Source organism: Phytohabitans rumicis (assembly GCF_011764445.1).
Classification (GTDB): Bacteria; Actinomycetota; Actinomycetes; order Mycobacteriales; family Micromonosporaceae; genus Phytohabitans; species Phytohabitans rumicis.
The window spans coordinates 5,503,041-5,528,095 of the sequence record NZ_BLPG01000001.1 but is presented as its reverse complement, the minus strand read 5'-3'; the positions used below and the strand labels follow the sequence as shown (position 1 = coordinate 5,528,095).

General features: G+C 70.0%; 28 protein-coding genes and 1 pseudogene. 7 read left to right on the top strand and 22 right to left on the bottom strand.

Annotated features, from left to right (window positions below; translation table 11 throughout):
* Positions 1-49: 49 nt before the first annotated feature.
* The 8 genes from Prum_RS25130 to Prum_RS25095 form a co-directional block, all read right to left on the bottom strand.
* Positions 50-316 carry a hypothetical protein gene (locus Prum_RS25130; protein ID WP_173078721.1) on the bottom strand — a complete coding sequence of 89 codons (267 nt, stop codon included), beginning with the start codon at positions 314-316 and terminating at the stop codon, positions 50-52.
* A gap of 141 nt (positions 317-457) precedes the next feature.
* Positions 458-1,129, bottom strand: a complete 672-nt coding sequence (gene tmk, locus Prum_RS25125) for a dTMP kinase (RefSeq protein ID WP_218577332.1) — start codon at positions 1,127-1,129, stop codon at positions 458-460.
* Positions 1,130-1,142: 13 nt separating this feature from the next.
* A complete protein-coding gene (locus Prum_RS25120) occupies positions 1,143-1,721 on the bottom strand; it encodes a 3'-5' exonuclease (RefSeq protein WP_173078719.1) in 579 nt (192 codons plus the stop codon).
* Positions 1,714-2,802 carry a radical SAM family protein gene (locus Prum_RS25115; protein WP_218577331.1) on the bottom strand — a complete coding sequence of 363 codons (1,089 nt, stop codon included), beginning with the start codon at positions 2,800-2,802 and terminating at the stop codon, positions 1,714-1,716. Before Prum_RS25115 ends, Prum_RS25120 begins: the two co-directional genes overlap by 8 nt.
* Positions 2,803-3,008: 206 nt before the next feature.
* A complete protein-coding gene (locus Prum_RS25110) occupies positions 3,009-3,962 on the bottom strand; it encodes a helix-turn-helix domain-containing protein (protein WP_173078717.1) in 954 nt (317 codons plus the stop codon).
* A complete protein-coding gene (locus Prum_RS25105) occupies positions 3,859-4,371 on the bottom strand; it encodes a DUF6879 family protein (RefSeq protein ID WP_345535869.1) in 513 nt (170 codons plus the stop codon). Before Prum_RS25105 ends, Prum_RS25110 begins: the two co-directional genes overlap by 104 nt.
* A gap of 26 nt (positions 4,372-4,397) precedes the next feature.
* Positions 4,398-4,676: a hypothetical protein gene (locus Prum_RS25100; RefSeq protein WP_218577328.1), complete on the bottom strand. Its 279-nt coding sequence runs from the start codon at positions 4,674-4,676 to the stop codon at positions 4,398-4,400.
* A gap of 175 nt (positions 4,677-4,851) precedes the next feature.
* Positions 4,852-5,037 carry an Rmf/CrpP fold protein gene (locus Prum_RS25095; protein WP_173078716.1) on the bottom strand — a complete coding sequence of 62 codons (186 nt, stop codon included), beginning with the start codon at positions 5,035-5,037 and terminating at the stop codon, positions 4,852-4,854.
* Positions 5,038-5,208: 171 nt separating this feature from the next.
* Here Prum_RS25095 and Prum_RS53895 point away from each other — a divergent pair, with 171 nt between their 5' ends.
* Entirely contained in the window at positions 5,209-5,331 is a 123-nt protein-coding gene (locus Prum_RS53895; RefSeq protein WP_281368967.1) for a hypothetical protein, read from the top strand.
* A gap of 106 nt (positions 5,332-5,437) precedes the next feature.
* On the opposite strand, the gene Prum_RS25090 is transcribed toward Prum_RS53895, so the two are convergent.
* Together Prum_RS25090 and Prum_RS25085 are read right to left on the bottom strand one after the other, a co-directional pair.
* Positions 5,438-6,166, bottom strand: coding sequence for a DUF2637 domain-containing protein (locus tag Prum_RS25090; RefSeq protein WP_173078715.1), 729 nt, complete (start codon positions 6,164-6,166; stop codon positions 5,438-5,440).
* Complete coding sequence (locus Prum_RS25085) at positions 6,163-6,825, bottom strand: hypothetical protein (protein ID WP_173078714.1); 663 nt, start codon at positions 6,823-6,825, stop codon at positions 6,163-6,165. The genes Prum_RS25090 and Prum_RS25085 overlap by 4 nt, the downstream gene beginning before the upstream one ends.
* A 53-nt stretch (positions 6,826-6,878) precedes the next feature.
* On the opposite strand from Prum_RS25085, the pseudogene Prum_RS25080 reads away from it, so the two are divergent.
* Positions 6,879-7,742, top strand: a pseudogene (locus tag Prum_RS25080) (ATP-dependent DNA ligase); the annotation flags it as partial.
* Here the strand turns inward: Prum_RS25080 and Prum_RS25075 are convergent.
* The 9 genes from Prum_RS25075 to Prum_RS25040 form a co-directional block, all read right to left on the bottom strand.
* Positions 7,743-8,597, bottom strand: a complete 855-nt coding sequence (locus tag Prum_RS25075; protein ID WP_173078712.1) for an NAD(P)-dependent oxidoreductase — start codon at positions 8,595-8,597, stop codon at positions 7,743-7,745.
* Position 8,598: 1 nt separating this feature from the next.
* Positions 8,599-9,270 carry an SDR family NAD(P)-dependent oxidoreductase gene (locus tag Prum_RS25070; RefSeq protein WP_173078711.1) on the bottom strand — a complete coding sequence of 224 codons (672 nt, stop codon included), beginning with the start codon at positions 9,268-9,270 and terminating at the stop codon, positions 8,599-8,601.
* Positions 9,267-10,151: a cupin domain-containing protein gene (locus Prum_RS25065; protein ID WP_173078710.1), complete on the bottom strand. Its 885-nt coding sequence runs from the start codon at positions 10,149-10,151 to the stop codon at positions 9,267-9,269. Before Prum_RS25065 ends, Prum_RS25070 begins: the two co-directional genes overlap by 4 nt.
* Entirely contained in the window at positions 10,148-11,503 is a 1,356-nt protein-coding gene (locus Prum_RS25060) for an amidohydrolase family protein (RefSeq protein ID WP_173078709.1), read from the bottom strand. Before Prum_RS25060 ends, Prum_RS25065 begins: the two co-directional genes overlap by 4 nt.
* 12 nt (positions 11,504-11,515) lie before the next feature.
* Positions 11,516-12,097, bottom strand: coding sequence for an alpha-ketoacid dehydrogenase subunit beta (locus tag Prum_RS49700; protein WP_218577327.1), 582 nt, complete (start codon positions 12,095-12,097; stop codon positions 11,516-11,518).
* Complete coding sequence (locus Prum_RS49695) at positions 12,064-12,501, bottom strand: hypothetical protein (protein WP_218577326.1); 438 nt, start codon at positions 12,499-12,501, stop codon at positions 12,064-12,066. The genes Prum_RS49700 and Prum_RS49695 overlap by 34 nt, the downstream gene beginning before the upstream one ends.
* Entirely contained in the window at positions 12,489-13,466 is a 978-nt protein-coding gene (locus Prum_RS25050; RefSeq protein ID WP_173078708.1) for a thiamine pyrophosphate-dependent dehydrogenase E1 component subunit alpha, read from the bottom strand. Before Prum_RS25050 ends, Prum_RS49695 begins: the two co-directional genes overlap by 13 nt.
* On the bottom strand, positions 13,463-14,776 hold the full coding sequence (locus Prum_RS25045; protein ID WP_173078707.1) for a M24 family metallopeptidase: 1,314 nt from the start codon (positions 14,774-14,776) through the stop codon (positions 13,463-13,465). The genes Prum_RS25050 and Prum_RS25045 overlap by 4 nt, the downstream gene beginning before the upstream one ends.
* Before the next feature lie 61 nt (positions 14,777-14,837).
* Positions 14,838-15,482: a helix-turn-helix domain-containing protein gene (locus Prum_RS25040; protein WP_173078706.1), complete on the bottom strand. Its 645-nt coding sequence runs from the start codon at positions 15,480-15,482 to the stop codon at positions 14,838-14,840.
* A 125-nt stretch (positions 15,483-15,607) separates the two neighbouring features.
* Between Prum_RS25040 and Prum_RS25035 the strand changes: the two genes are divergently transcribed.
* The 4 genes from Prum_RS25035 to Prum_RS25020 are packed head-to-tail and all read left to right on the top strand — an operon-like array spanning position 15,608 to position 19,802.
* Complete coding sequence (locus Prum_RS25035) at positions 15,608-17,341, top strand: RyR domain-containing protein (RefSeq protein ID WP_173078705.1); 1,734 nt, start codon at positions 15,608-15,610, stop codon at positions 17,339-17,341.
* 9 nt (positions 17,342-17,350) lie between these two features.
* Positions 17,351-17,833 carry a hypothetical protein gene (locus Prum_RS25030; RefSeq protein ID WP_173078704.1) on the top strand — a complete coding sequence of 161 codons (483 nt, stop codon included), beginning with the start codon at positions 17,351-17,353 and terminating at the stop codon, positions 17,831-17,833.
* Between the two features lie 29 nt (positions 17,834-17,862).
* Complete coding sequence (locus tag Prum_RS25025) at positions 17,863-19,044, top strand: threonine synthase (RefSeq protein WP_173078703.1); 1,182 nt, start codon at positions 17,863-17,865, stop codon at positions 19,042-19,044.
* Entirely contained in the window at positions 19,029-19,802 is a 774-nt protein-coding gene (locus tag Prum_RS25020) for an SDR family NAD(P)-dependent oxidoreductase (RefSeq protein WP_173078702.1), read from the top strand. The genes Prum_RS25025 and Prum_RS25020 overlap by 16 nt, the downstream gene beginning before the upstream one ends.
* Here the strand turns inward: Prum_RS25020 and Prum_RS25015 are convergent.
* Complete coding sequence (locus Prum_RS25015; protein ID WP_173078701.1) at positions 19,792-20,184, bottom strand: cupin domain-containing protein; 393 nt, start codon at positions 20,182-20,184, stop codon at positions 19,792-19,794. The two genes, Prum_RS25020 and Prum_RS25015, sit on opposite strands and share 11 nt — an antisense overlap.
* Positions 20,185-20,239: 55 nt before the next feature.
* Here Prum_RS25015 and Prum_RS25010 point away from each other — a divergent pair, with 55 nt between their 5' ends.
* Positions 20,240-21,256 (top strand): potassium channel family protein, encoded by a 1,017-nt coding sequence (locus Prum_RS25010; protein ID WP_173078700.1) that lies wholly within the window; start codon positions 20,240-20,242, stop codon positions 21,254-21,256.
* A 62-nt stretch (positions 21,257-21,318) separates the two neighbouring features.
* Here the strand turns inward: Prum_RS25010 and Prum_RS25005 are convergent, their stop codons facing one another.
* Positions 21,319-23,256 (bottom strand): vWA domain-containing protein, encoded by a 1,938-nt coding sequence (locus Prum_RS25005; RefSeq protein ID WP_173078699.1) that lies wholly within the window; start codon positions 23,254-23,256, stop codon positions 21,319-21,321.
* Positions 23,253-24,656: a sigma 54-interacting transcriptional regulator gene (locus Prum_RS25000; RefSeq protein ID WP_173078698.1), complete on the bottom strand. Its 1,404-nt coding sequence runs from the start codon at positions 24,654-24,656 to the stop codon at positions 23,253-23,255. Before Prum_RS25000 ends, Prum_RS25005 begins: the two co-directional genes overlap by 4 nt.
* Positions 24,657-25,055 lie beyond the last annotated feature (399 nt).

Sequence of the window (25,055 nt, the reverse complement as noted above, 5' to 3'; positions counted from 1 at the left end):
CAGGCAATCCGATCCCACGCGGCACGTCCGAAGTAGACGGTGGTCACGCTTACCCCGCGAGCTGCCTGACGCGGAGAGCGCCCATTTGCTTCGCGTGAGGCAGGGCGGACACCCGCACGGAGATCACTCGCTCGTCCCCCTCGCACCCATTGAGGAAGATCACCCTGCCGCGAATCTCCAGCCAGGGTTCGCCACCGAGCGACATGCTGTCCCCCGCGACCTTCGTGACCCGCAAAGTCAGCGAGCCCTCGCCATACCGGTAATCGCGGGAGGCCAACTCGATCACGTCGCCAAGAGCGACCGGCAGGCCCGTCACGGCGGGATCCTGTACGTCGCGACCTCGGCCGCCCACCATGCTGGATCTCCCATCAGCTCGCCGGCCTGGGCCAGGCGGTCGTACAGCGCGTGCCATTTCGGATTGTTGGGGCCGAGCTGCCGTAGCTCATCCCGTAGAACGTCACCCTTGGTGCCCAGCGGTCGTGAGGGTCGCCGGTCCGGCACCACCGCGAGGGTCATGGATCTCCTCCCTCCTCTCGGCCGGTAAGGAGGTCATCAACCGGTCGCGGATGAGGGCCGCGGATTGCTCTGGTGGTCGTTGATTGCAGTCCACTCGCAGCACGTCGAAGCCGGCGTGGATCAACAGTTCGGTGGCTTGTCGGTAGAAGTCGACTTCCGCGTGACTGCTCCCGGGCGTGAGCTGGAAGCGGTTGTGAGGGCCACGTTCTCGTAGGCGTTCCGAGATGACCTCGGGGTCGGCTTCGAGGATGACGGCTAGGTCGGGCCGGTCGGCCTCGGCGTTCAGGTGCCAGAGGAAGGCGGGGTCGATGCCGTCGAAGCGCTGCATTACCAGGGCGGACGGGATGTAGCGGTCGGAGATCACCACCCGGCCGGCTTGGATGCTTGGCCGGACTTCCACCTCAAGGTGGTGGTAGCGGTCGGCGGCGTACAGGCAGGCCAGCGCGTGACCGGTGATGGTTTCGGTCAACTCGCGGCAGAGCATGCCGATGGGGCCGCCTGAAGGCTCGGCGGTGACGTGGACGTCTTCGCCATCAGCGACGAGGAGTTGCGCCAGGTGGTGAACGATGGTCGATTTCCCGGCGCCGCTCGGTCCATCAACGCTGACGAACACTCCCCGCGCATGGTCAGAAAAGGGCCGGGGCATCGTCGCCCTCTCCTCCCGAGGTGCCGCGCAGTTCTTCCACGCTCCGTGCCTTGGCGGCGAGGTGGACGAACAGCCGTGCCGCAACCAACGCGTCATACGCCGCGCGGTGTGGTGTGAGCCCTTCTGGGATCTCATCGGCCAGCCTGAACGCCTCGACCAGGCTCCCGAGCTTGTAGCTGCCTACGTCCGGCAGCAAGCGACGTGCCAGCTTTAGCGTGTCGAAGAGCTCGGGCACCTTCCAGTCACCGAGCTTGCGACGCAGGACGTCAACGTCGACGTGTGCGTTGTGGGCGACCAGGGCGTCAGCGTCCAATGCAGCCAGCACGTGATCAGTGACGTCCGCGAACGGTGGGCAGTCGGCAACGTCCTTGTTTGTGAGGCCGTGAATCCGGGTGGCGAAGTGCTTGATCGGCGTATCCGGCTTGACCAGCCAGCTCACGGGTTCGCCGATGACTCCGCCGACGATCGGCACGGCGGCCAACTCCACCAGGTCGGGAGGCCGTTGCCCGTTGCCCTCCACGTCAACGACAACGTACGTGAGCGTGTGCCAGTCAGGCATCCTGCTTGCCGTCCTTCCATCCGATGTCGGCTCGGCCATGCCGTCGCTGGACGTGCGGATGACGCACGTCGTGAACCTGGAAACCGAGCGCGTGTTGCAGGTAATAGCGGGGTTGCTCGGTCTCCAAGCCGGATACCACGGCCGCCCGCTCTGTAATGTCCACGACCACCAGATCACGAGCCTCGGGCAGAGCGCGGGCGACCTGCCGTATCTGGTCGGGTGATGGCGCGCGGTGAGCGCTGGCACACAGCTCAAGCTGGCTCAGCGGGCAGATGTCGCACAATTCACGGATGCCGTAGTGGCCGTTGTAGTCGGGAAGACCATGCGCGTACGCGACGGCGCACGAGGTCTTGCGGAACAACGGCGTCCCGCTGTCGAAGGCGACCAAGACCCGCCGCTCCAAGGTTTCGGGCACGATCTTCCGACGCGCCGTGTCCTCGTATGGCTCAGGCAGACCGTTAGCGCGGTAGTACTCCGCGATCTGGTCGCGGTAGAAGAGTCCGGTAAACACCGTGGCGTCGGCGTGCTGGGCGAGCTTGTACGCCTCGTCAAGGTGCTCATCTGTGTCGTTAAGCCCAGGTACCAACGGACGCCAGTAGAGGATCGTGCGGTACCGCCGCCGCTCGGGCGCGCTCATGAGCTTCAGCGACTCCGCGGCCACGCTGGACGGGTAAGGCTCGATGGTCCTGTTGTCGATGCCAGAGTACGTGAACAGCAGCGTCACCTTGACGTGGCGAAGCTGGCCGAGTCGGTCGATGTCCTCGGGCTTCATGCTGTGCCGGGTGATGACCAAGACATGGTTGCGCAGTGCACGGCCGTCGAGGTCTTCCAGCACAGCGAAGGTGTGCGGCCTGACGTTCGGCAAGAACGGGTCGGTTGCTCGGTTGAACACCTGAACCGGCGTGATGTGCGGCTGGAAGTAGCGATGATTGACCAGCTCATCCACCGCTTCGGCGTCGGTCATGAGGGCACGCGGCACCCGCTGATCCCAGAGGCCGTAGGTGTGGCGGATGCAGTAGGCGCAATCCAGCGGGCAACCCTGGATGTGATTGAGGCTCAGGCCGCTCTTGCGGTACTCCACGACTTCGCGAGCACGCTCGGGAAGTCGGTCGATTTGATCCCTGCTTAGCAGGGCAACACGGGTGGCCACCTGGCTAACCCCCAGATCCCCTTGGGGTGACAGACGGTTCGCTGTCCTATCGGGAGGGTAGAGGCGGAGGGTGCTGGCGGGGAAGAAAGTTTCTCGGCATTTCTAGAACGAACACGCAGTGATGGCCATCCTAGAAATCACTCGCCACCTTCAGGGGCTTCCGGAGCGAGATCGTCTATGACGCGGTTGATGATCGTCCGCGCGCTGCGCCCGTAGCTGGCGACCGCAGCGAGCTGTTCAAACGCATCGCCATACAGTTCGATCTCGCTTGGTTGGCGCAGATCGAGGGCAGCGCTGAAGGTCTCGACCAATACCCGCTCGTTGTCGTACATCCAGAAGCCGTGCCACGGCGAGGTGGCGTACTGCGTCTCAAAGCCGATGATCCCGAGCCGCACGTTGGGCAGGGCAGAGAAGGAGACTAGACGGTCGAGTTGGCCGAGCATGACCGCCGGCGGGCACAGGCGGAACCTGAGGGCTGCCTCGGTCAGCACGAAGTGGAACCGCTTATCAGGTTGGTACAGGATCTCTTGGCGCCGCATACGAGCAGCTACAGCCTCGTTGATGTCGTTCGGCAACTTGAGCCGACGGATACCCTCAGCGAAGCGGGCACGGGCGTACTCCGCAGTCTGAAGAAGGCCGGGGATCACGGTCACCTCAAACGCCCGGAAGAGCCGCGTCTTCTGATCCCACTCGATGTGTTCTTGCTGGCGAGGTCTCAGGCCGGTACGCAGGATGCGCTGCCACTCGGCGTGCTGGATTTCGAGGGTGTGCAGCGAGGCGAGCAATGCTTCCGCCTCGGCTTCTGCGCTGGTTGCGTTCGTCCATCCGCGGATGTCGTCGTCAGTGGGTGTCTGGCGGCCGTTCTCCAGCTTGGACACCTTGGAAGGCGGCCACGACAAAGACTCCGCGAGCTGCCTACCGCTGAAGCCGGCGGCTTGGCGTAGCTCGCGGAGCCGTTTGCCGAGGGCGTTGCGCGCCTCGTGAACGCTAGACGCGTCCGAGGTGTTGTTCGGTGGCAAGGTCGTCCCGTCTGATGGCGTGATGCCAGGCAGCGTCACGCCAGTAGTTGTGCTTGACGATCTCGGCAGCATCCTCGATGACCTCGCCACCCAGGAAGGCGTCGCGGTCGTCGAAGTGCATCCGAACCAGCTTCCGCGAGTCGAATAGCCAGTAGTCGTGATCTGGCAGGGCCAGGGCCGCGGCCTTGCCCCGCTCCAGGTAGCGGATATCCTCACCCGCGCCGTTGGTGAACTGCGAGCACCACACACCGAAGCGGCTGTAGTCGTTCAGCGGCAGCGTCACCACGCGTACACGGGCGAACCGGCGCCCCTGGGCCCTGGCCTCGCGCAGCATGTCCAGCCAGCTCTGCATCCAGGGCAGGTCATCGGGCTCACCTGCGAGGAACTTCCGCAGCGACTCATTCTCGTAACTGGCGTCGTAGTGGTCACGGGCCTCCAGCCGGTAGGCCGTGTGCTCGAAGGAGTGGAAGAGCTGTCGGATCTCCGGGCCGGGCGGGATAAAGGCGGTCAGTGCTCGCCCTCCTGCTCAAGGTAGCGGTGCGCGTAGAACCTGAGCACGTCTTCCGGGATCTCAATCAGAGTTTCGTGGTCGGGTACCGCGCCGATGTCCGCGAGCGCTTCGGGGTCAGTCACCTTCCAGCCCTGCGCAATGTAGGTCACGCGGTCGGTGCGGTCGGTGGCGAACAGGGTGGGCGAGTTGTCGATCTGAGATTGGGGTCCTTCCCCAGGAACCGGGCGCGCATCTGGCCTCCTTGCGAGAAACTTGCTGAAGCGTTCCCGCTCCATGGTGGCGGAGAAGGATGGGGACGTCAACGGCGGAGAGAGGGCTGCGGCACGGGGTACAGAGTGCGCCCTCTCCGAGCGAGGCTCAGGTGAAAGTGCCGGTTGCCTACCGCGCGGCGAAGCGCCCGCCACGTAAGGCCGTGGCGGGCGTTCGGGTGGTGCTGGGGGTGTTGGGTGGCTAGCCCTCGAACGAGACCGCAGACGCGGCCTCAGGGTTTACCTTCAGGTACGCGCGGACGAACGCGAGCGTGAGCGCTCGCCCGTTCGGGGTGTCCTGTGTGTACGGACAATCGGTGACGGGGCGGCCGGCGAGCCCGGCGCGGCGGCCGGCGGCCATCGCGTCTAGCCGCTCTCGCAGTTTCATGGCTACACCCCAAAATCTCGGTCATTGCCTCGGCCGCGGATACGTGCTGCGTCAGGTCGCCGCCGGCAGCAGCGCGGCGCGCGCCTGGGCGCGTGCGTTTGCCAGCCCGGCAGCGGGCGAACGCACCTCCCGTCTCCCACAACCGGGCGCGTTCGTCTTACGCCGGCGACGATGCTCACGCCGGCACGGCATGACCTCCCGATGCGGCGCACGCCGCCGTGCGCCGCCGCACGCCGCCGCGTGGCGGTGACGGCGGGCACGGTCGGCGCCGGCGACGCCCACCGGGCGTACTAACAGCACCGGTCCCACGCCGGGGTGAGGTGCCAGGTCTCATCGGTGAATGGCTGGCCGCGCCACAAGATGACCGTGGGCCTGCCGCCGCGCTCCAGGATCACCGTCATCAGACACCTCCGGCTGTCGTCACCATGTCGACAGTGGATGCCGGCCAGTGTCGCTGCACCGTCCGCTCCGACAGCTTCAACCGGGCGGCGACGGCGGCCGGGGAGGCGTGTGGGGTACGGCGTACCGCGCGGGCGACCCGCTCGGCCGCGGACTGGCGCCGGGACGGCTTCCGCGCTGGCCGCTCCGGCGCTCCCGGCTCGACGGGCGGGGCGACATCGACTAGCTCGACGGCGGGCGGCTCCGCTACGGCCGGCTCCACCACCGGCACCGGGGCCGGCACCTCGACCGGCTCGACAACAACGGCCGGCGCCGGCCTACGGCGGCCGGACGTCGCGAGGAGCGCACCGGTCGCCATCACCATCAGCCCATCCACGGCCAGAGGTCCCACGGCCGCAGTGATCGCGTCCTCGCCGTAGAAGGCGAGCAGGCCGGAGAGGTGCCGGTAGGAGACCACCGCGGCGACCAGGGCCACCGGGAGCAGACCCGCGAAGCGAAGCGCCACCCATCGAGCGCCGGCAGGCCACGGCACCCGGGCGAGGATCTCGACCGCCACGAACAGGGCCACCGGCCAGAACATGGCGCCGACGACCGAGCCTGGCTGCGGGGACCAGGCTGCCACTGCGGCGGCCGGGGGTACGTAGGAATGGGCGACGTTCGCGGCCACGCTGACCGCGCCGCCCAGGAGCGCACCCGCGTACGCCCAGCCGCGCCCGGAGATTCGGCTCATCGGGTGCCGCCTTCCCGCTGCGCGCGCTCGACGAGCCGGTGCACGGTGCCCGCCAGCTCGACGGCCAGCGTGACCGGTAGGGACAGCACCGCGGCCGGCTGCGTGCCGGCCACCGCGGGGTCGTACGCCTCGACCATGACGAGCGTGACGCCCCGGTCGCCCTGGTGCAGATAGACGTGCAGCGGCTGTGCCTCACCCGGCAGGCTCGCGGCCCCGGGCGCACCGGGCAGCACGGCCGGGGCGGACGCGTGCGCCTGGCGGACGCCGTGGCGGCGCCGGCACCACACCGGATGCGAGGCCCGGCCGTCGTCGTCGAGCAGCTCGGCAACGGCGAGGGCGTGTGCGGCGTGCTGGCGCTGCCCAGCCGCGTCCAGCTCGACCCGCTGCCCGACCTCAGGCGCCCGCAGGGCCTGCATGGTCAAGTAGTCCCAGCCGGCGCCGCAACGGGTCCCATCGACCGGACGCCGGCCGACCCGGTACGGGGTCAGCCCGGACACCTGACGCAGGGCGTACGCGTCGGCGTGGTTCTCGCACACGTACAGGTGGCCGTCCAGGACGGAGTACGTCGGGTCGCGGTAGAGCTCGAAGTTGGCCGTGGCTGCCCGGCCGCAGCCGGGCAGCTCCGGAAGGCGGGCGGGAACGGTTGCGACAATGGTCATGGGTCAGGACTCACTTCCTGATCAAGGCTCTCGGCTGGTGCTCGCAACACCGCCGGGGGCCGCCTAATTTTGTCGGCATTATCTCTACCGACGACCATCCCATGGAGTACGCCGACTTCCACGGCGACATCCCGGCCGGGGAGTACGGCGCCGGCCGGATGACCATATTCGACCGTGGCACCTACACGACGGAGAAGTGGCGCGACGGCGAGGTGATCGTCGTCCTGCACGGCGAGCGGGTCTCCGGCCGCTATGTGCTGTTTCGCACGGACGGCAAGAACTGGATGATTCACCGGATGGACCCGCCCGAGCCGGGCTGGACGCCGATGCCAGAACTGGTCCCGCCGATGCTGCCGGCACGGGCCGCCCGGTTGCCGGCCGACGACGACGCCTGGGCGTACGAGCTGGCGTGGGACGGCGTACGGGCCGCGGCGTACGTGTGGGGCGGGCGGCCCCGCCTCCTCGACGCGGACGGTCGCGACCTGACGGCGTCCTATCCAGAGGTACGCGACATGGCCGAGGCGCTCGCCCCGACCGAGTGCCTGCTGGACGGCGTGGTGGTGGCCTTCGACGCGGCCGGGCGGGTGAGCGCGGAGGCGTTGCGCCCGCGCACCCGGGTCACCGACACCGCCCAGGCCCGCCGGCTGGCCGCCCGCGTGCCCGTGCAGTACCTGGTGTTCGACCTGCTCTGGCTGGATGGAAAGTCCACAGTAGACCTGCCCTACACCGACCGGCGCGCCCTGCTGGAGGGCCTGCACCTGGCCGGCCCGGGCTGGCAGACCCCGCCGCACTTCCCGGGCGGCGGCAAGTTCGCTCGCGAGACCGCCCGAGAGCAAGGGTTGGGCCTGGTCGCCAAGCGCCTGGACTCGGCCTACCTGCCAGGCAAGCGCACCCGCCAGTGGCTCCAGCTCCCCTGATCAGGAAGCCAGGTACGTCGACAGCGCGGCCATGTCGGCGGCACCGAGGCCCGCCGCTACCGCCGCCACCACCGTCTCGCGGGTGACCGCCGATTGGGGCATCTCGGCGCCGACGCGTTCGGCCAGCTGCCGGATCAGGCCCAGGTCCTTGGCGACCAGGTCGAGGCTGAACGCGACCGGCGCCTGTTCGGGCCGCTCGAAGGCCGCCCGCTTGTACGCCACGAACGGCGCGGCGACCGCGCTGTTGGCCAGCACCTCGTACGTCGTCGTGCGCGGCACACCGGCCCGCTCGGCGAGCACCAGCGCCTCCGACAGCGCCTGGTTGAGCGCGTGCACGACGGTGTTCACGGCCAGCTTCACCACCGCGCCCGAGCCGACCTGCCCGACGTGGAACACCTGCTTGGCCAGTAGGTCCAGGGCCGGCCGGACCCGGTCGAGATCGGCGGCCGGCCCGCCCACCATGAACGTCAACTGTCCCTGCTGGACCAGCGGCACGCTGCCGGAGACGGGCGCGTCGAGGAGCACCGCGCCGCGCTCGCCGACCAGCTCGGCGGCACGCCGTACCGTGTCGGGGTCGATCGTGCTGGTCTCGACGACGACGGTGCCCGCGCGGAGCCCGGCCACGACGCCGTCCGGGCCGCTGTACGCGCCGAGCACCGCCGCGTCGTCGGCCAGCGAGACGAGCACGGTGTCGGCGGAGGCGGCCGCCTCGCGGGCGGTGCCGGCGATGGCCGCGCCGGTGGCCACCGCCTTGTCCCGGGTGCGGTTGTAGACCACCACCTCGGCGCCCGACTCGCGCAGCCGGATGGCCATGGCGGCGCCCATCCGCCCCGCACCGACGACCGCGACCCTCATTTCAGCGTCCAACCCCGTCGACGGCCAGGTTGACGCCGTTGACCGCGCCGTTGCGCAGCAGGAAGACCACCGCGTCGCGGATCTCGTCCATGGTGGCGAGCCGGCCGATCGGGGTACGGGCGACGACCGCGTCGAGCGGCTTGTCGGCCCAGTACGGGCTGTCGCCGACGATGCCGGGGTGGATGCCGTTGACCCGGATCGGGGCGAGCTCGCAGGCCAGCGTGTGCACCAGGCCCACCACGCCGCCGTTCACTGTGGACACCGTCGTCGACCCGGGGTACGGCCGCTGCATCGCCTGACCGCCGAAGATGACGATGGAGCTGTCCGGGTGCATCTTCGGCAGCAGCGCGTGCACCACCTCGGTGTACCCGACCAGCTTCAGCGTGACCAGCCGCACCGCCCGTTCGATCGAATAGTCGGCGGCGCTGTTGTGGTCGCGGTCGATCGCGGACAGGACGAGGTGGTCGACGCGTTCCACCCCGCTCAGCGCGGCGCCGATCTCGTCCGGGCGGGCCAGGTCGAACGCCGCGCCCCGGCAGCCCACCTCCTTGGCGCAGCCTTCGGCCCGGCCGGCGTCGCGGCTGGTCAGCACGACGTCGTCGCCGGCGCGGGCGAAGTAGCGGGCGATCTCCAGACCGATCCCGGCGCTGCCGCCAACGACTACCACGCTCATGAGTCCTCCTCGACAACATCACGCAGGTACGTCCAGTCGCGCGCGAACCGGTACGAGTGGCGGGACGGCGGCTGTGGCGCCTGCGTCTCCAGCCAGCGCACCGGCCCGTCGCCCGCGTTGCTGAACGAGTGCACGCACCCCACCCCGGCCCAGGCCACGTCGCCCACCTCCAGCCGGTACGTCTGGCCGTCGAAGGTCGCGTCCGTCGCGCCCTCCAGGATCAGGTACGTCTCCTCGAACGGGTGGTCGTGCGCGCCCGCCACGCCGTCCGGCTCGTACTGGACCATGAACATGGTGGAGAGCTGGGCGCCGAGGTCGCCGTCGACCATCATCTTCACCGTGATGCCGCTGTAGACCAGCAGCGCGGTGCGCATGCTCGCGGACACGGCGAGCAGGTCCTGGCTCTGCTTGCCGGGATCCATGTGCCGCGGCGAGATGTGGCCGAACGACCGGGTGCGCGGGTCACGGGGGTCGACCTCGAGCACCCGACCGGTCGGCACCGGCGGCACCGCGACGGTGTCGCCGCCCAGCCGGGACCGCGGCTGGGGTGCCTGCATCCGGGCCCACCGGGCGGTCTCGCTCCCCGGGTTGCGCCACCCGTACGGCGCGCCGGTGACCACCAGCCCGTAGTCACCCTCGCGCAGCAGGTACGAGCCGTCCGGCGTGTCCAGCACGGCCGACCCGGACAGCATGTAGACGCTCTCCTCGAAGGAGTTCACCCGGGTGGGCACGGAGCCGCCGGGCGCCAGCGTGCAGAGGGCGAACCCGGTGTGCACCGCGCCCGGCACGGTCTCGTCCACAATCGACCAGCACGCGTGCCCGCCGGGGTCGGGGGCGAACACCGCCTCCGACCCACGGCGCACGACATGCCGAGAGCTCACGCTGCGGCAGCCTTCCGGGAGGCTACGGCGGCCAGCAGGTGGTCGCGGGAGTCCTCGACGAGCCGCCGGGCCCGCTCGACGTCGGCCACCAGCTTGCCGTCCCGCTTGCGGAACTCGCCGGCCACCAGCACCGTCTCCACATTGGACACGTCGGCGCACAGGGTCACCGCGGTCACCGCGTCGTGCACCGGCGCCACGTTGATGGCCGTCGCGTCGATGAGGACGATGTCGGCCTGCTTGCCGGGCGTCAGCGAACCGGTTTTGTCCTCCAACCCGGCCACGTGCGCGCCGTTGCGCGTGGCGATCTCCAGCATCTGCCGCGCGGTCAGCAGCCCCACGGCGGGCTCGTTGCGCTCCCAGTAGACCGCGTTGAGCCGTTCCCGGTCGGCACCGAACGCGCTGCGGATCTGGGTGAACATGTCGCCTGGCACGGTCGTCACGACGTCGATGGACAGGCTCGGCCGCAAGCCGTACTCGATGGCCTTGGCGACCGGCGGGTGGCCGTGCCCCATCTGCATCTCGACCTGTGGCGCGACGGAGATCGTGCCGCCGCTGCGCGCGACCAGCCCCCACTCCTCCTCGCTGAAGTAGCAGCAGTGGATGTACGTTGTGTCCGCGCCGAGCAGGCCCAGGTTGTCGAGCTGCTTGATCATGCCGAACCGGCCGGCCATCCGCCCCATCGCCACGTGGATGGTGATCGGGATGCCGAGGTCGCGGGCCATCTCCCACTCAGCGCGCACCACGTCGTCGGTGCAGAAGCCGGGTCCGCGGGTGGCCAGCCCCATGGTCAGCAGGCCGTCCGAGGAGGAGAAGTACGTGTCCCGGATGCGCCGCACGTCGTCCTTGGGGATGACGATTTTGCTCTCGAACCAGTAGTCGGCGAGCGAGGTATTGGCACTGCCGTACGCGTACTGGGCGCGGATGCCGGCCTCCTGCAGCCCGCGGATGCCGGCGTCCGGGTGGTCCGGCGTGTTGTTGATGTGCGACCAGTCGACCAGCGTGGTGATTCCGGCGTTGAGGCATTCGAGCGCGCCGGCCAGGTTGCTGGAATACACGTCCTCCGGCCGGTACACCGGCGCGAACGTGTCCAGGATGTCGACGAAGTAATCGTCCAATGTGGCGTTCGGCGCGACGCCCCGGATCGCGGTCTCCCAGGTGTGCCGGTGGGTGTCGACGAACCCGGGAATGACGATGCGCCCGGACGCGTCGACCACCTCGGCGTCCGCGTCAATGTGCTGGTCGACGGCGGCGATCTTGTCGTCTTCGATGAGCACGTCGCCCTGCGGCAGGTCGCCGAGTTGGGGATCCATGGTGAGGACGTGGCCGCCGCGGAGCAGGATACGGTTCGGCATTTGGGGGTCTCCCTAGTAGGCGGAAAGCTTGCGTATCGCCTCGGTGACCTTGTCGACGGTCGGGATCACCTCGGCTTCGAGCGAGTCGGCGAACGGCAGCGGCACGCAGGCGCCGGCGACGCGCTTGATGGGTGCGTCGAGCAGTTCGAAGCCTTCATCGGCGACGACCGAGACGACCGTTGCGCCCCAGCCGCCCTGGTACGGATTCTCCTCCACGACGACGAGCCGGGAGGTCTTTTCGAGCGAGCGCAGGACGGTGCGCATGTCGAGCGGTACGAGGCAGCGCAGGTCGATCACCTCGACCGAGATGCCATCGGCGTCGAGCTGCTCGGCGGCCTTGAGCGCCAGCGGGACGGTCGAGGCGAGCGTCACGACGGTGACGTCCGTGCCCTCCCGCGCCATGGCGGCGCGGCCCAGCTCGACGACGTAATCCTCGGGCGGGCGCGGCCCGGAGCCGGCGAGCAGCGCCTTGTGTTCGAAGAAAACGACCGGGTCGTCGCTGCGGATGGCGGCCGCCATCAGGCCGATCACATCGGCCGGTGTGGACGGTGCCACGATCTTCAATCCGGGCACGGTGAGCGCCCAGTTCTCCACGGCCTGCGAGTGCTGGGCGCCGAAGCCGAGACCGCCCCGTTGGCCGTGCGCACGACCAGCGGCACGGTCACCTGGCCGCCGGTCATGTAGCGCGCCTTGGGGATCTCGTTGGCCAGGTAGTCCCAGCAGCAGGCCAGGAAGTCGCTGAACATGATCTCGGCGACCGGCCGCATGCCGGTCATCGCCGCGCCCATGGCGGCGCCCACGATCGCCTGTTCCGAGATCGGCGTGTCCCAGACCCGCTGCGGGCCGAACTCCTTGAACAGCCCCACCGTCGTCTTGAACACGCCCTCCGCGGCGCCGATGTCTTCTCCCAGACAGACCACAGTGGAGTCCCGGCGCATCTCCCGCGCGATGCCCTCCGCCACGGCTTCCCGGTACGAGATCGTCCCTACGTCCGCCATGCCGCTCCCCCGTCCGCCCACACGTCGGTGAAGGCCAGCGCCGGCTCCGGCGCGGGCGCGGCCTTCGCGGCCGCGATGGCCGCCTCCACCTCGGCCGCCGCCCGGCGGTCCCGGTCCACGATGGATTCCGGGGGTACGCCCAGCGCCTCCAGCCGTGCCCGGGCCACATCGAGCGGGTCGTGCTTGAGCCACCGCTCCACCTCGTCGGCGGGCCGGTACTTGGCCGGGTCGGCCCGGCTGTGTCCAAAGTGGCGGTACGTCTGTGCCTCGATCAGGGTCGGCCCGTCGCCCTTGCGGGCCCGCTCGGCGGCCAGCGCGACCGCCTCGTGCACGACCACCACGTCGTTTCCGTCGATGATCTCGGCCGGCATGTTGTATCCGCCGGCACGGTCCGCGGCCGGGTTGGGCACCGCGGTCACGTCGGCGATCGGCGTGTACTCCATGTAAAGGTTGTTCTCGCAGATGAACAGTGCCGGCAGGCGCCACACCGCGGCCAGATTGAGCGCCTCGTGAAACGCGCCGATGTTGGTCGCCCCGTCGCCGAAGAACGCCACCGCGACCTGGCCGCTGCCGCGCAGCTTCGCCGACCACGCGGCGCCGGCGGCCATCGGCAGGTGCGCGCCGACGATCGCGTACGACCCGAGCATGCCGCTGGACGCCTTGGTCAGGTGCATCGATCCACCCTTGGCCTGGCACAGTCCGGTGGCCTTGCTCATCAGCTCGGCCAGGCACTCCTCCGGCGTCGCGCCCCGGGCCAGCGCGTGGTGGTGCCCGCGGTAGGTGGCGAACACGTAGTCGTCCGGCTGCAGCGCGCTGCTCGCGCCCACGGCCACCGCCTCGTGCCCGGCGGCCAGGTGCGTGGTGCCCTTGACGAGCCCGGACATGAACAGGTCGTGCGCGGCCTTCTCCGTCCGGCGGATCAGCACCATCTGGGCGTACGCGTCGAGCAGCTCGTCCGGCGTCATCGGCCCGCCCCGTTCTTGGTGTTCAGATGCGACTGGGCCTCGCGCTCGGTGCTCAGCGGGCCGTCGACGGTCCAGTAGCGGCGCCCGGCGATCAGCAGCTTCTCCGCCGGGAACTTGGTGATGACCTCGCAGCCGTCGGCGGTGACGACGACCTCCTCCTCGATCCGGGCTGCGGAGTAGCCGTCCCCGGCCGGCCAGTACGTCTCCAGCGCGAAGACCATGCCCTCCTCCAGGACCTCCGGGTGATCCAGCGACACCAGGCGGCTGAAGACCGGCTTCTCCCAGATGGACAGCCCCACTCCGTGGCCGTACTGCAGGGCGAACGCGGCCATCTCGTCGGGGAAACCGAACTCCTCGGCGCGCGGCCACAGCGCCACGATGTCGGCCGTGGTGGTGCCCGGCTTGACGAGCGCGATGGCCTGGTCCATGTACTCCCGGCACCGGGTGTACGCGTCCTTCATCCCGCGCGAGGCGCTGCCCACCGCGAAGCAGCGGTAGTAGCACGTGCGGTAGCCCAGGTGGCTGTGCAGGATGTCGAAGAACGCCGGGTCGCCGGGGCGGATCAGCCGGTCGCTGTAGACGTGCGGGTGCGGTGCGCAGCGCTCGCCGGAGATGGCGTTGACGCCCTCGACGTACTCGCTGCCGAGGTCGTACAGGACCTTGCTGACGAGGCCGACGCACTCGTTCTCGCGTACGCCGGGGCGCAGGAACTCGTACAGCTCCTCGTAGGCGGCGTCGACCATCGCGCACGCCTGGGCCAGCAGGCTGATCTCGTCCCGGGTCTTGATGCGCCGCGACTCCAGGAAGACCTGCTGCCCATCGACGATGGTCAGGCCCTCGGCCTGCAGCGCGGCGAGGATCGGCATCTCGACGATGTCGACGCCGACCGGGGCGTCGGCCACACCGTGCTCGCGCAGCACGGTCGCCACCTTCTTGGCCACGTCGGCGGCGATCCCGGCGTCCGGGTGAAACGCACCGCGCAGCGTGGAGATGCCGGCCCGGGCCCGCTCGGTGCCGTCGAGCCACGGGTTGTAGAGCTGGTGGTGGCGGGCGGCGGACCCGAAGTCCCAGATGACCGGTTCGCCCCCGCGCGGGAGCACGGCGAACCGGATGAGCTTGTCCATCGCCCAGGTGCCGATGTGGGTGGACGTCAGATAACGGATGTTGGAGAAGTCGAACGTGAGCAGCGCACCGAACTCCGAGGCGTCCAGATGTGCCTTGAGCCGGGCCAATCGCTCCTTACGCAATCGGTCCAGGTCGACGCGCTCTTCCCAGTCGACGGCGTTGGTCCCAAACGTACGGATAGCCAAGACGTCCTCCTCGCTGAGGCGACCACCCCAGTGAAGGACTGTTAACGGCTTGTGTCAAGCGTCACTTAACGGTCGGCTCGTCGTCTTCGTGGACGTACCAGATGCCGACCGCCGGCACGACCCCGTCGTTGCGGTACCGGTGCGGGGTGGTCGACGGGAACGACACCGCGTCGCCGGGACCCAGCCGGTACTCCTCGAAGCCCAGCGTTACGGTGAGCTCACCCTCGATGAGGTAGCCGTACTCCGCACCGGAGTGCCGCATGAGCAGGTCACCGCTCGACGAGCTACCGCCCGGGGCGTACGTGACGAGCAGGAAGTCGACCCGGGTCCCGGGCAGGTGCCCGAGCCGCTCCCAGGTCACGCCGGAGTCGAGTTGCAGCACGTCACGCCCTGCCGGCCGGACCACCGGACCGACCCGATGACCCGCGGCCTGCACGGCCGTCGCGACGACCCGGTCCGGCCCCACCCGTGGCGGCGCCGGCACCGCGTCCGGCTCCGGCCCGTCGAACACGTCCTCGACCGAGATCCCCAGCGCCTTGGTGATCGCGTACAGGGTGCTGACCGAGGGGCGGCTCTTGCCGGTCTCGATCTGGGAGATCAGGCTCGCCGAGACACCCACGGCCCGGGCCAGCCCGCGCAGGCTGATGCCGTCGCGCAGCCGGGCCTCGCGGATACGCTCACCGACCGGAGGTAGAGCGGGTGTCACGCCCGCATCGTACAGCCTGGGTTAACAGCGAGGACCCACGCCGATCTGGTGGTTACGCACCAGAGTCGATGCGTTGCATAATGTCATCACCTCGCCCGCCATCGAACGCAAGCCGGAGCGTTGCCTTGGCCGAGCCGCGTACCGATCTTCCGCGACAGCATCCCGCCGCCAATACTCTGCGGATTGGCTTCACCGTCACGGCGGCCGCCTCACTGGTCCTCGGCTACGTCGGATTCGGCATCTTCCTGCGCGACTCGACCCAGTACGGCAACCGCCCGCTCGATCTTCTCTACTACGACGTCCAGCTGTTCGTCCTCGGCGCGGATCCGCTCCAGCAGGCCGGGCCGTACCCGTGGCCCTTGGAGATCGCCCGGTACGCGGCGCCGTTGGCCACCATTACGGCGCTCGTCGAGGCGGCCCGGCTGCTCTTCGCCGTCGAGTTGCGGCGGCTCCGGGCCCGCCGCGCGCACGACCACGTCATCGTGTGTGGCGATACGCCGCTGGCGGAGATCCTCTCCCGGCGGCTGCACGCGTCCGGCAATCGCGTCGTCCAGATCCGGAGCCAGTCCGGCTCGGTCGCGCCCAGCCCGTCGTATCCGCTTCTCGTGCTCGGCGACGGGCGGGACGCCGGGACGCTGAGCGCCGCCGGGCTGCACCGCGCCACCGCCCTCTACGCCTGTACGCAGGAGAGCGCCGCCAACATCGCCATCGGGCTGACCGCCGGGCGGGGCCGCCGGCTGCGCAGCCCCTCGCTGCCGATCTACACGCACGTGCCCGATCCCGACCTCTGTCTGACGCTGCAGGCGCGCTATCTCGGGCTGCCCAATCCGCCCGGCGCCCGCCTGGACTTCTTCAACGTCGACGACCTCGCGGCGCGCAAGCTCTTCATGGAGGAGCCGCTCGCGCCGGGCGACGGTCCGGCACCGCACCTGCTGGTGGCCGGCATGACGGCGTTCGGCCGGGCCCTCATCGTGGAGGCGGCGCGACACTGGCGGCGGCGGCCGGACTCCGCGCCGGGCAGCGCGCTGCACATCGCCCTGGTCGCCGGCGACGCCACCGAGACCCTCGGCCACCTCACCCACCGCTATCCCTTCCTGCGCCATGCGTGCCGGCTGCGGGCGTACGACGAGGACCTGGTCGACCTGCTCGTCAACGGTGAGCTGAACGACCCGCCCGACCGCGCCTACATCTGTTACGAGGACGAGGAACGCGCGCTCAAGACGGCGTTGACCGCGGACCGCTACTGGCGCGGCCGCCGAAACTCCACAGTGGTCAGGCTGGACCAGCTCGCCGACTTCCGCGAAGACGGCGGCCTGGCCAGCCAGCTCTTCGACGAGGGACCGACCCGGCTGCGGGTGTACGGGGTGCTGCGCGCGGCCTGCGATCCGATGCTGATCGCCGAGGACCTCGTGGAGCGGCTGGCCCGGGTCATCCACGACCGGTACCTGGCCGCGCGCCACTCGCACGGCGACGCGCGGATGACCAGCCCGTCGATCGTCCCGTGGGAAGACCTGTCGCCGGAGTTGCGCCAGACGAACAGGGCGCAGGCCGAAGACATCGGCCGGAAGCTGCGGGCCATCGGTTGCGTGCTCATCCCTCGGATGCGCCAGGCGGAGGAAGACGTCATGAGTGAGGTGGAGGTCGAGCGGTTGGCCATGATGGAGCACGAGAGATGGTGCATGGAGCGGCTCGCGGCCGGCTGGCGGTTCGCCGATCGCCGCGACGACAGGCGCAAGCTCCACCCCGCACTGCGCGACTGGAGCACGCTGCCGGCCGACCTTCGGGAGCGCAACCACGACGCCGTACGAGAAGTGCCGTTGATCCTCGCGGACGCGGGCTTCCAACTGGTACGGGTCTGAGGAGAGCGGATGAGCCTGATCGGGGTAACCGGACACGTCCACCTGAGCGAGCCCACCGAGGGGTTGATTTTCCGGGCGGTGACGGCGGCCCTGCGCGAGTGCGCGGACTCGCCTCCGCACGGCATCACCTGCCTGGCCCTCGGCGCCGACCAGATCTTCGCCCGCGCGATCGTCGCGCTCGGCGGCACCTTCGAGGCGGTGCTGCCCTCGCACGACTACCGCGAACAGGTGGTGGCGGCGCAGGATCGGGACAGCTTCGACGCCTTGCTCGCGCAGGCCAGCAAGGTGCTGGTCATGCCGGCACACTGCTCCGGCCGGCCGGCGTACGTCGCCGCCAGCAAGTACATGTTGAGCCGGTCGGCCATGCTCTTCGCGATCTGGGACGGCCAACCCACGCGGTCGGTGGGCGACACCGCCCATGTCGTATCGCTGGCGGAGGCGAGCGGCCTGCCGGTGAAGGTGCTGTGGCCCGCCGGCGCCGGCCGCCGGTAGGCCGGGGCACGCCATTAGCATCTAGCCTGATGAGCGGCTCCTTCCTCACCGGCCTGGAGTGCCCGCGCTGCGGCGCCCGGCACGACGCCACCCGCCCGCAGAACCTGTGCTCCTGCGGCTCGCCGCTGCTGGCCCGCTACGACCTCGACGCCGTAGGGCAGGCCGTCGGTCCCACCGACATCGCCGGCCGGGCGGCGGATCTGTGGCGCTACCGCGAGCTGCTGCCGGTCGGCGACCCGGCACACATCGCGACCCTCGGAGAGGGCTGGACGCCGTTGCTTCCCGCCGCCCGCTACGGCGCGCACATCGGCGTACCCCGGCTGCTGGTGAAGGACGAAGGTCTCGTGCCGACGGGGTCGTTCAAGGCGCGCGGCGCCGCGGTTGGTGTTTCTCGCGCCAGCGAGCTGGGCATCCGGCACGTGGCCATGCCCACGAACGGCAACGCCGGCGCGGCCTGGGCGCTGTACGCCGCGCGGGCCGGACTGCGCGCCACTATCGCGATGCCGGCCGCGGCACCGGTCATCACCCGCAAGGAGTGCGTGGTCGCCGGCGCCGAGTTGTACATCGTGGACGGTCTCATCGGCGACGCCGGCCGGCTCATCGCGGGACTGATCGGCGAAACAGTCTTCGACGTCTCGACGCTCAAGGAGCCGTACCGGCTCGAAGGCAAAAAGACCATGGGGTACGAGATCGCCGAACAGCTCGGCTGGCGCGTGCCCGACGTGATTCTCTACCCGACCGGGGGCGGCGTCGGGCTGATCGGCATTCACAAGGCCCTCGGCGAGCTGCGTGAGCTCGGGTGGATCGGCGACAAGGCGCCCCGGCTCGTGGCGGTGCAGTCGACCGTCTGCGCGCCGGTCGTCGCGGCGTTCGAGGCCGGCGCGCGTCGGGCCACGCCCTGGCCCGACGCGCACACAGTCGCTTTCGGAATCACCGTGCCGGCGCCCCTCGGCGACGAGCTGATCCTGGACGCCCTGTACGCGACCGGCGGCACCGCGATCGCCGTCGACGACGCCGAACTCCTCGCCGACCTACGGGATTTCGGCGCGCGGGAGGGCATGTGGCTGTGCCCGGAAGGCGCCGCCTGCCTGACCGCGGCCCGCCGGCTGCGCGCCACCGGCTGGATCGGTGCGGACGACGAGGTCGTGATCCTCAACACCGGCACCGGCCTGAAGTACCCGGATAGCGTCGAGGCATGGCCCGAATCCTGATCACCGGCGCGTCGGACGGCCTCGGGCGCGCGCTCGCGTACGCGCTGGCCGCCGGCGGCCACCGGCTCGTCGTGCACGGCCGGGACGCCGGGCGCCTCGCCGAGGTCGCCGAGCGCACCGGCGCGGAGGCGATCCGGGCGGACCTGGCTTCCCTGGCCGAGGTGCGCCGGCTCGCCGCGTCGGTCGACGGCGACCTGGACGTGCTGGTCAACAACGCGGGTGTCGGGTTCGGCCGGCCCGGCGCGCCCCGGCAGCTCTCGGTCGACGGGTACGAGCTGCGGCTAGCGGTGAACTACCTGGCCCCGTACCTGCTGACCCGGCTGCTGCTGCCCCGCCTGAGGCAGCCGGCCCGCATCGTCAACGTCGCCTCCGTCGGGCAGCTTCCGTTCGACCTCGACGATCCGATGATGGAACGCGGCTACAACGGCACATCCGCCTACCGCCGCTCGAAGCTGGCCCTGATCGCCCACTCGTTCGACCTCGCCGAGGAGTTGGCCGGCACGGGAGTGACCGTCAACAGCCTCCATCCCGCCTCGCTGATGCCGACCACGATGGTGCGGGAGGCCGGCACCGGACAGATCGACACGCTGGAGCAGGGGCTGGAAGCCACGCTGCGTCTCGTGGTCGCCCCGGAAATGACCACCGTCACCGGCCGCTATTTCGACGGCGTACGCGAATCGCGGGCACTGGACCAGGCGTACGACGCCGATTTTCGCGCACGGCTGCGAGACCTGACCGAGTCGTTGGTCAATCCGTAGGCGGTCTGTCCTTTCCGGACTTCTCCGCCGCCTCGGCCTCTTCCTTCGTGTGGTGCACCGCGCCGTCCGCGTGCTCCGGCGGTCCGTACACGGTGTAGAGGACGAGCGGGTTCGGCCCGGTGTTGACGAAGTTGTGCTTCGTGCCGGCGGGCACCGCCACGAGATCGCCCTGAGCCACCGGCTTGGTCCTTCCGGCGACCCGGGCCTCGCCGACCCCGCTGACGAACGTCAGGATCTGGTCGGTGTCCTCGTGAACCTCCTCGCCGATCTCGCCGCCGGGTGGGATTGTCATGATCACAAGCTGGGCGTGGCGACCTGTCCACAACACTCGCCGGAAGTCCGGATTCTGCTCGGCCACGGTCGCGATCGTGAAATGCTCCATGCGTCTTCCGTACCCAGCTGATCTATGGTGTAGGCGTGTCGGCCCGAGACGTACCGTGATCCACTTACCTATCTCCAAGCAGGGACCGCTGCGCGCGCTCAGTACCCGGCTCGTCGCCGCGGTCGCCCTGGTGCTGTTCATCGTCTTCGCGGTCTATCTCGACCGCGACGGCTACCGCGACGTGAACGAGGACGGGCTCACGCTCCTCGACTGCTTCTACTACGCGGTCGTCTCGCTCTCCACGACCGGGTACGGCGACATCACGCCGACCTCGGAGCAGGCCCGACTGGTGAACGTCCTGCTCGTGACGCCCGCCCGCGTGCTGTTCCTGATCATCTTGGTGGGCACCACGCTCGAGGTGCTGACCGAGCAGTACCGCACGAGCACTCGCCTCAACCGGTGGAGAAGGACCTTGAAAGACCACGTGATCGTCTGCGGCTATGGCACGAAGGGGCGCAGTGCCGTCAGCGCCCTACGCGAGAACGGCCTGGACGGCAAGCGCATCGTGGTGGTGGAGCCCGACCGCGCCTCCGTACGGCAGGCCACCGCGGACGGCCTCGTCGTCATCGAAGGCTCGGCGACCCGCTCGTCGATCCTGCTGGACGCCCACATCAAGGACGCCAAGGCGGTGATCATCGCGACCAACACCGACGAGGCGTCGGTGCTGTGCACGCTGACCGCCCGCCAGCTGACCGCCGGCAAGGTACGGATCATCGCCGCCGCCCGCGAGGCGGAGAACGCGCCGCTGCTCAAGCAGAGCGGCGCCCACCAGGTGATCGTCTCGTCGGCCACCGCCGGCCGCCTGCTCGGCCTGTCCACCTCCGCGCCGCCGCTCATCGACGTGGTGGAGGACCTGCTGACCCCGGGTCACGGCATGGCCCTCGCGCTCCGGTCCGCCGACCGCGCGGAGGTCGGCAAGTCGCCCCGCAACGTGGAAGAGGTCGTGATCGCCCTGGTACGCCACGGGCGCGTGCTGTCGCTGGCGTCCCCGGAGTGCGCCACGATCGAGACCGGCGACATGCTCGTCTACATCCGCGACGACACCGCCATCCCGGTAGCCCTCCCCTCCTGATCTTGCAAGGAAGGGCACCTTGTTATGCAAAAAGCGATAACAAGGTGCCCTTCCTTGCAAGATCAGTGGGCTACGCGGCCGCGGCGGGCTCGGATGTAGTCGGAGACGACGTACCGGCCCAGGTCGCCGGTGTCCGGGGTGAACACCCGGCCACCGCAGCGCCGCGCCACCGCGTCCACGAACCGGCGCAGTCCCTCGTCCTCGCCGAGCATGAAAAGGTTCAGCGTCGCGCCGTACCGGGTGAGCTGGTCGACCTCGGCGACCGTGGCGCGCACCGTCTCGGCCAGCGGCGGCCAGAAGAAGACCGCCTCGCCGTCGTCTTCCAGGTGGGCGGTCGGCTCGCCGTCGGTGACCACCAGGACGACCGGCTCGGACTCGGAGTGCTTGCGCAGGTGGCGGCCGGCCAGCCGGAGCGCGTGCTGCAGGTTGGTCCCCTGCACGTAGTCCGGCTCGACCGCCGCGAGCTCCTGCGCGGAGAGCGGCATCGCGTACCGGCCGAAGCCGATGATCTGCAGCGCGTCCTGCGGGAACCTGGTCGCCACCAGGTGTGAGAGGGCGAGGGCGGTCTGCTTCATGGGGCCCCAGCGGTCCTCGGCCACCATCGAGTACGACAGGTCGACGCACAGCGCCACCGCGGCCGAGGAGCGCCGCTCGGTCTCCACCACCTCGAAGTCGTCCACGGTCAGCTGGACCGGCAGGCCGCCCGAGCGGCGTACCCCGTTCGACACCGTCCGTACCACGTCGATCGGCTGGTCGTCGCCGTACACCCAATGCCGGGACGCGCCGGTGATCTCGCCGGCGGCGCCGGCATCCCGGATGTCGTGCTGACCCCGCCGCCCTCTTTCCAGGGAGAAGACCCGCCGCAGGGCCGTGCCGCCGAGCCGGCGCAGCGCCTTCGGGCTCAGCGTCAGGCCGTCGGCGCCGCGGCCCAGCCAGCCCTGCCGGCGCAGCTCCCGTTCGAGCTCCTGCAACCGGCGTACGTCGCCGGCCGCGTCCCGGCCCAGGATCCTCTCGACGGCCTCCACGTCGACGTCGTCGAGGGTCGCCCCGGGGTGCTCCTGGCCCAGCTGGTCGAGCAGGTCGTCCAGGTCACCAATCTCGGCGAGGGCGCCGGCTGCCTCGCCGTACCCGAGTCCCTCGCGGCCGCGGACCTGAGCCCGCCGGTCCCAGCCCAGGTCGGGTCGCAGCGTGCGCAGGTTCGCCGTCAGGCGGGCCATCTCGTCGGCGAGGCCGGCGCCGCCGAGCGCCTGCGCCATCAGCCGGGCCAGCTCCTCCTGCTGCTGCGCGGACAGCGACCGCATGAGCCGCTCACCGGCGGCGGCACGGCGGGCGAGCGCGTCGATCAGCTCGTCGACCGTGCCGGGGCGTTCCGGAAAGAAGTCGCCATGCCGGCGCATGAATTCGGCGAACGCGTCGGTGGTGTCCTCGCCGCGGGCGTGCCGGTCGAGCAGGTCGTTGAGGTCGTGCAGCATCTCGGCCATGCGGCGTTGGGCGGCCGGGTCGGCGAGTCCCTCGCGCAGGCCGGCGAACCGCTGCTCCACCACCTCGTCCCGCAGCCCGTCGAGGATGCGCTGGTAGAGGCCGCGCGCCTCGTCGCTGGCCCAGTCGTAGTCGGACAGTTCCTCGACCGCCCGCGCGGTGGAGCGGGGCAGGCTGTCGAGCCGCGCCTCCGCGAAGCGCGCCGCGTCGCCGGTACGCCCCGCCAGCTCGTCGCGTTCGGCCGCGACCGCCTGGTCGAGCAGGGCCTGCGCGCGGGTGACCGCGCCGTCCAGGTTGCCGCGCCGCATGGCCTCGCGGCGCATCCGCCGGGCGCGGGCCGCCAGGTCGTCCAGGCCGCGCCCGCCGTCCGGGCCGCGGCGCAGCAGGTTGCGCAGGGCGTCGCGCAGGCTGCCGCCGGCCAGCACCTCCGAGCCGACCTGGTCGACGGCGGCGCGGACGTCGTACGGCGGGGCGAGCGGGTCGGGCCCGCCGCGCCACGCGCCATACCGGTAACGGTTCACTCGCGACTCCCGTAGAGGGTGCGCCCCTCGTCCGTCAGCGCCTTGGACAGTCGCCGGGTCAGGTGCAGCCCTTCGAGCGCGAACTCCACGCCGGCGGCGGCCTGCGCGGGCGTGGGCGCGTCGTCGAAGTCGAGGCGTTCGAGCACCTTGGCCAGGCCCGGCACGGTGCCGACCTGGCGCAGCAGGTCGGCCGCGCCGACCAGCTCGCCGGTCTCCACGATGTCGCCGTCGGCCACCAGGTCGGTGAAGCCCGACAGGTCCAGCCCGGACAGCCGGGCCCGGAACGTCTCCGCGGTGGCCGTCCGCAGCAGGTGGGCGAGGATCTCGATCTCCCGCCCCTCCTCGCCGCTCTCGAACTCCACCTTGCCGCGCAGCGTGCTGGTCACCGAGGCGGTGTCGCCGATCCGGGCGGCGGGCTCGCGTTCGCCGAGGAGGCCGCCGCGGCGCAGCGCGGACGCGGCCACGGTCTCGGCCGCCGCGATGGCGAACCGCGCCGACACACCGGACCGGCCGTCGACCGACGGGGACTCGCGCACGGCGCGCGCGAAGCGCGCCACGACCTCCAGGACGTGGTCGGGCACCTCGGCCACGAGCCGCGCCTCCTGGCGGATCAGGGCCAGCTCCAGATCCAGTTCCAGCGGATAATGGGTACGGATTTCCGCGCCGAACCGGTCCTTGAGCGGCGTGATGATCCGCCCTCGGTTGGTGTAGTCCTCGGGGTTGGCGCTCGCCACCAGCAGGAGGTCCAGGGGCAGCCGCAGCTGATAGCCGCGCACCTGGATGTCCCGCTCTTCCAGGACGTTGAGCAGCGAGACCTGGATGCGTTCGGCGAGGTCGGGCAGCTCGTTGACGGCGAAGATGCCCCGGTTGGTGCGCGGTACGAGTCCGAAGTGGATGGTTTCCGGGTCGCCGAGCGTACGGCCCTGGGCCACCCGGATCGGGTCCACGTCGCCGATCAGGTCGCCGACGCTGGTGTCGGGCGTGGCGAGCTTCTCGCCGTACCGCATCGAGCGGTGCAGCCACCGCACCGGCAGCTCGTCGCCCAGCTCCTCGGCCAACCGGCGGGACGCGGGCGTCAGCGGCTCGTACGGGTGCTCGTTGAGCTCGGAACCTGCGATGACCGGTGTCCACTCGTCGAGCAGCCCGACCAGGGAACGGATGACCCGGGTCTTGCCCTGCCCGCGCTCGCCGAGCAGGACCATGTCGTGGCCGGCGAGGATGGCCCGCTCCACCTCGGGCAGGACGGTGCCGTCGTACCCGACGATGCCGGGAAAGCGCGGGACGCCCTCGCGCATCCGGGTGAGGAGGTTGTGGCGCAGCTCTTCCTTGACCGAGCGGTGCTCATGGCCGCTCGCGCGCAGCTCGCCGACGGTCCGGACCGATTCTTGCGGTGAGGTCACCGGCCAAAGCTAGCTCGACTCGGTGATCCGGAAGCGTCGAGCCAGTCGGCTGAGGGGAAACCGTACGAGTAGCCGAGCTAACGTGACGACTGAGGTGTAACGGATCGACTCGCGGCGTACCGCAACTGACCAGACACTCTACGTCGCGCGAGAGCAGTTCGAATAGCGCGCCTTCCGACTTTTACTGACAAATGGCGTATAGCAATCGCCTGTCGACCCGACAAACGACGGTCGGTCCATTGGTCCACTACGGTGCGTAGTGGGAGCGCTCCCTTGTTTCAAAGTGCAACTTCCACACTGTTCCGTCTTGCGAACCACCGTCTTAAGTTCTCGACGGGTGGCACCGCGAAGGTCAGTCGCGTGAGCTGTGGGGCACCGCCATCCCATCCGCCGAAACCG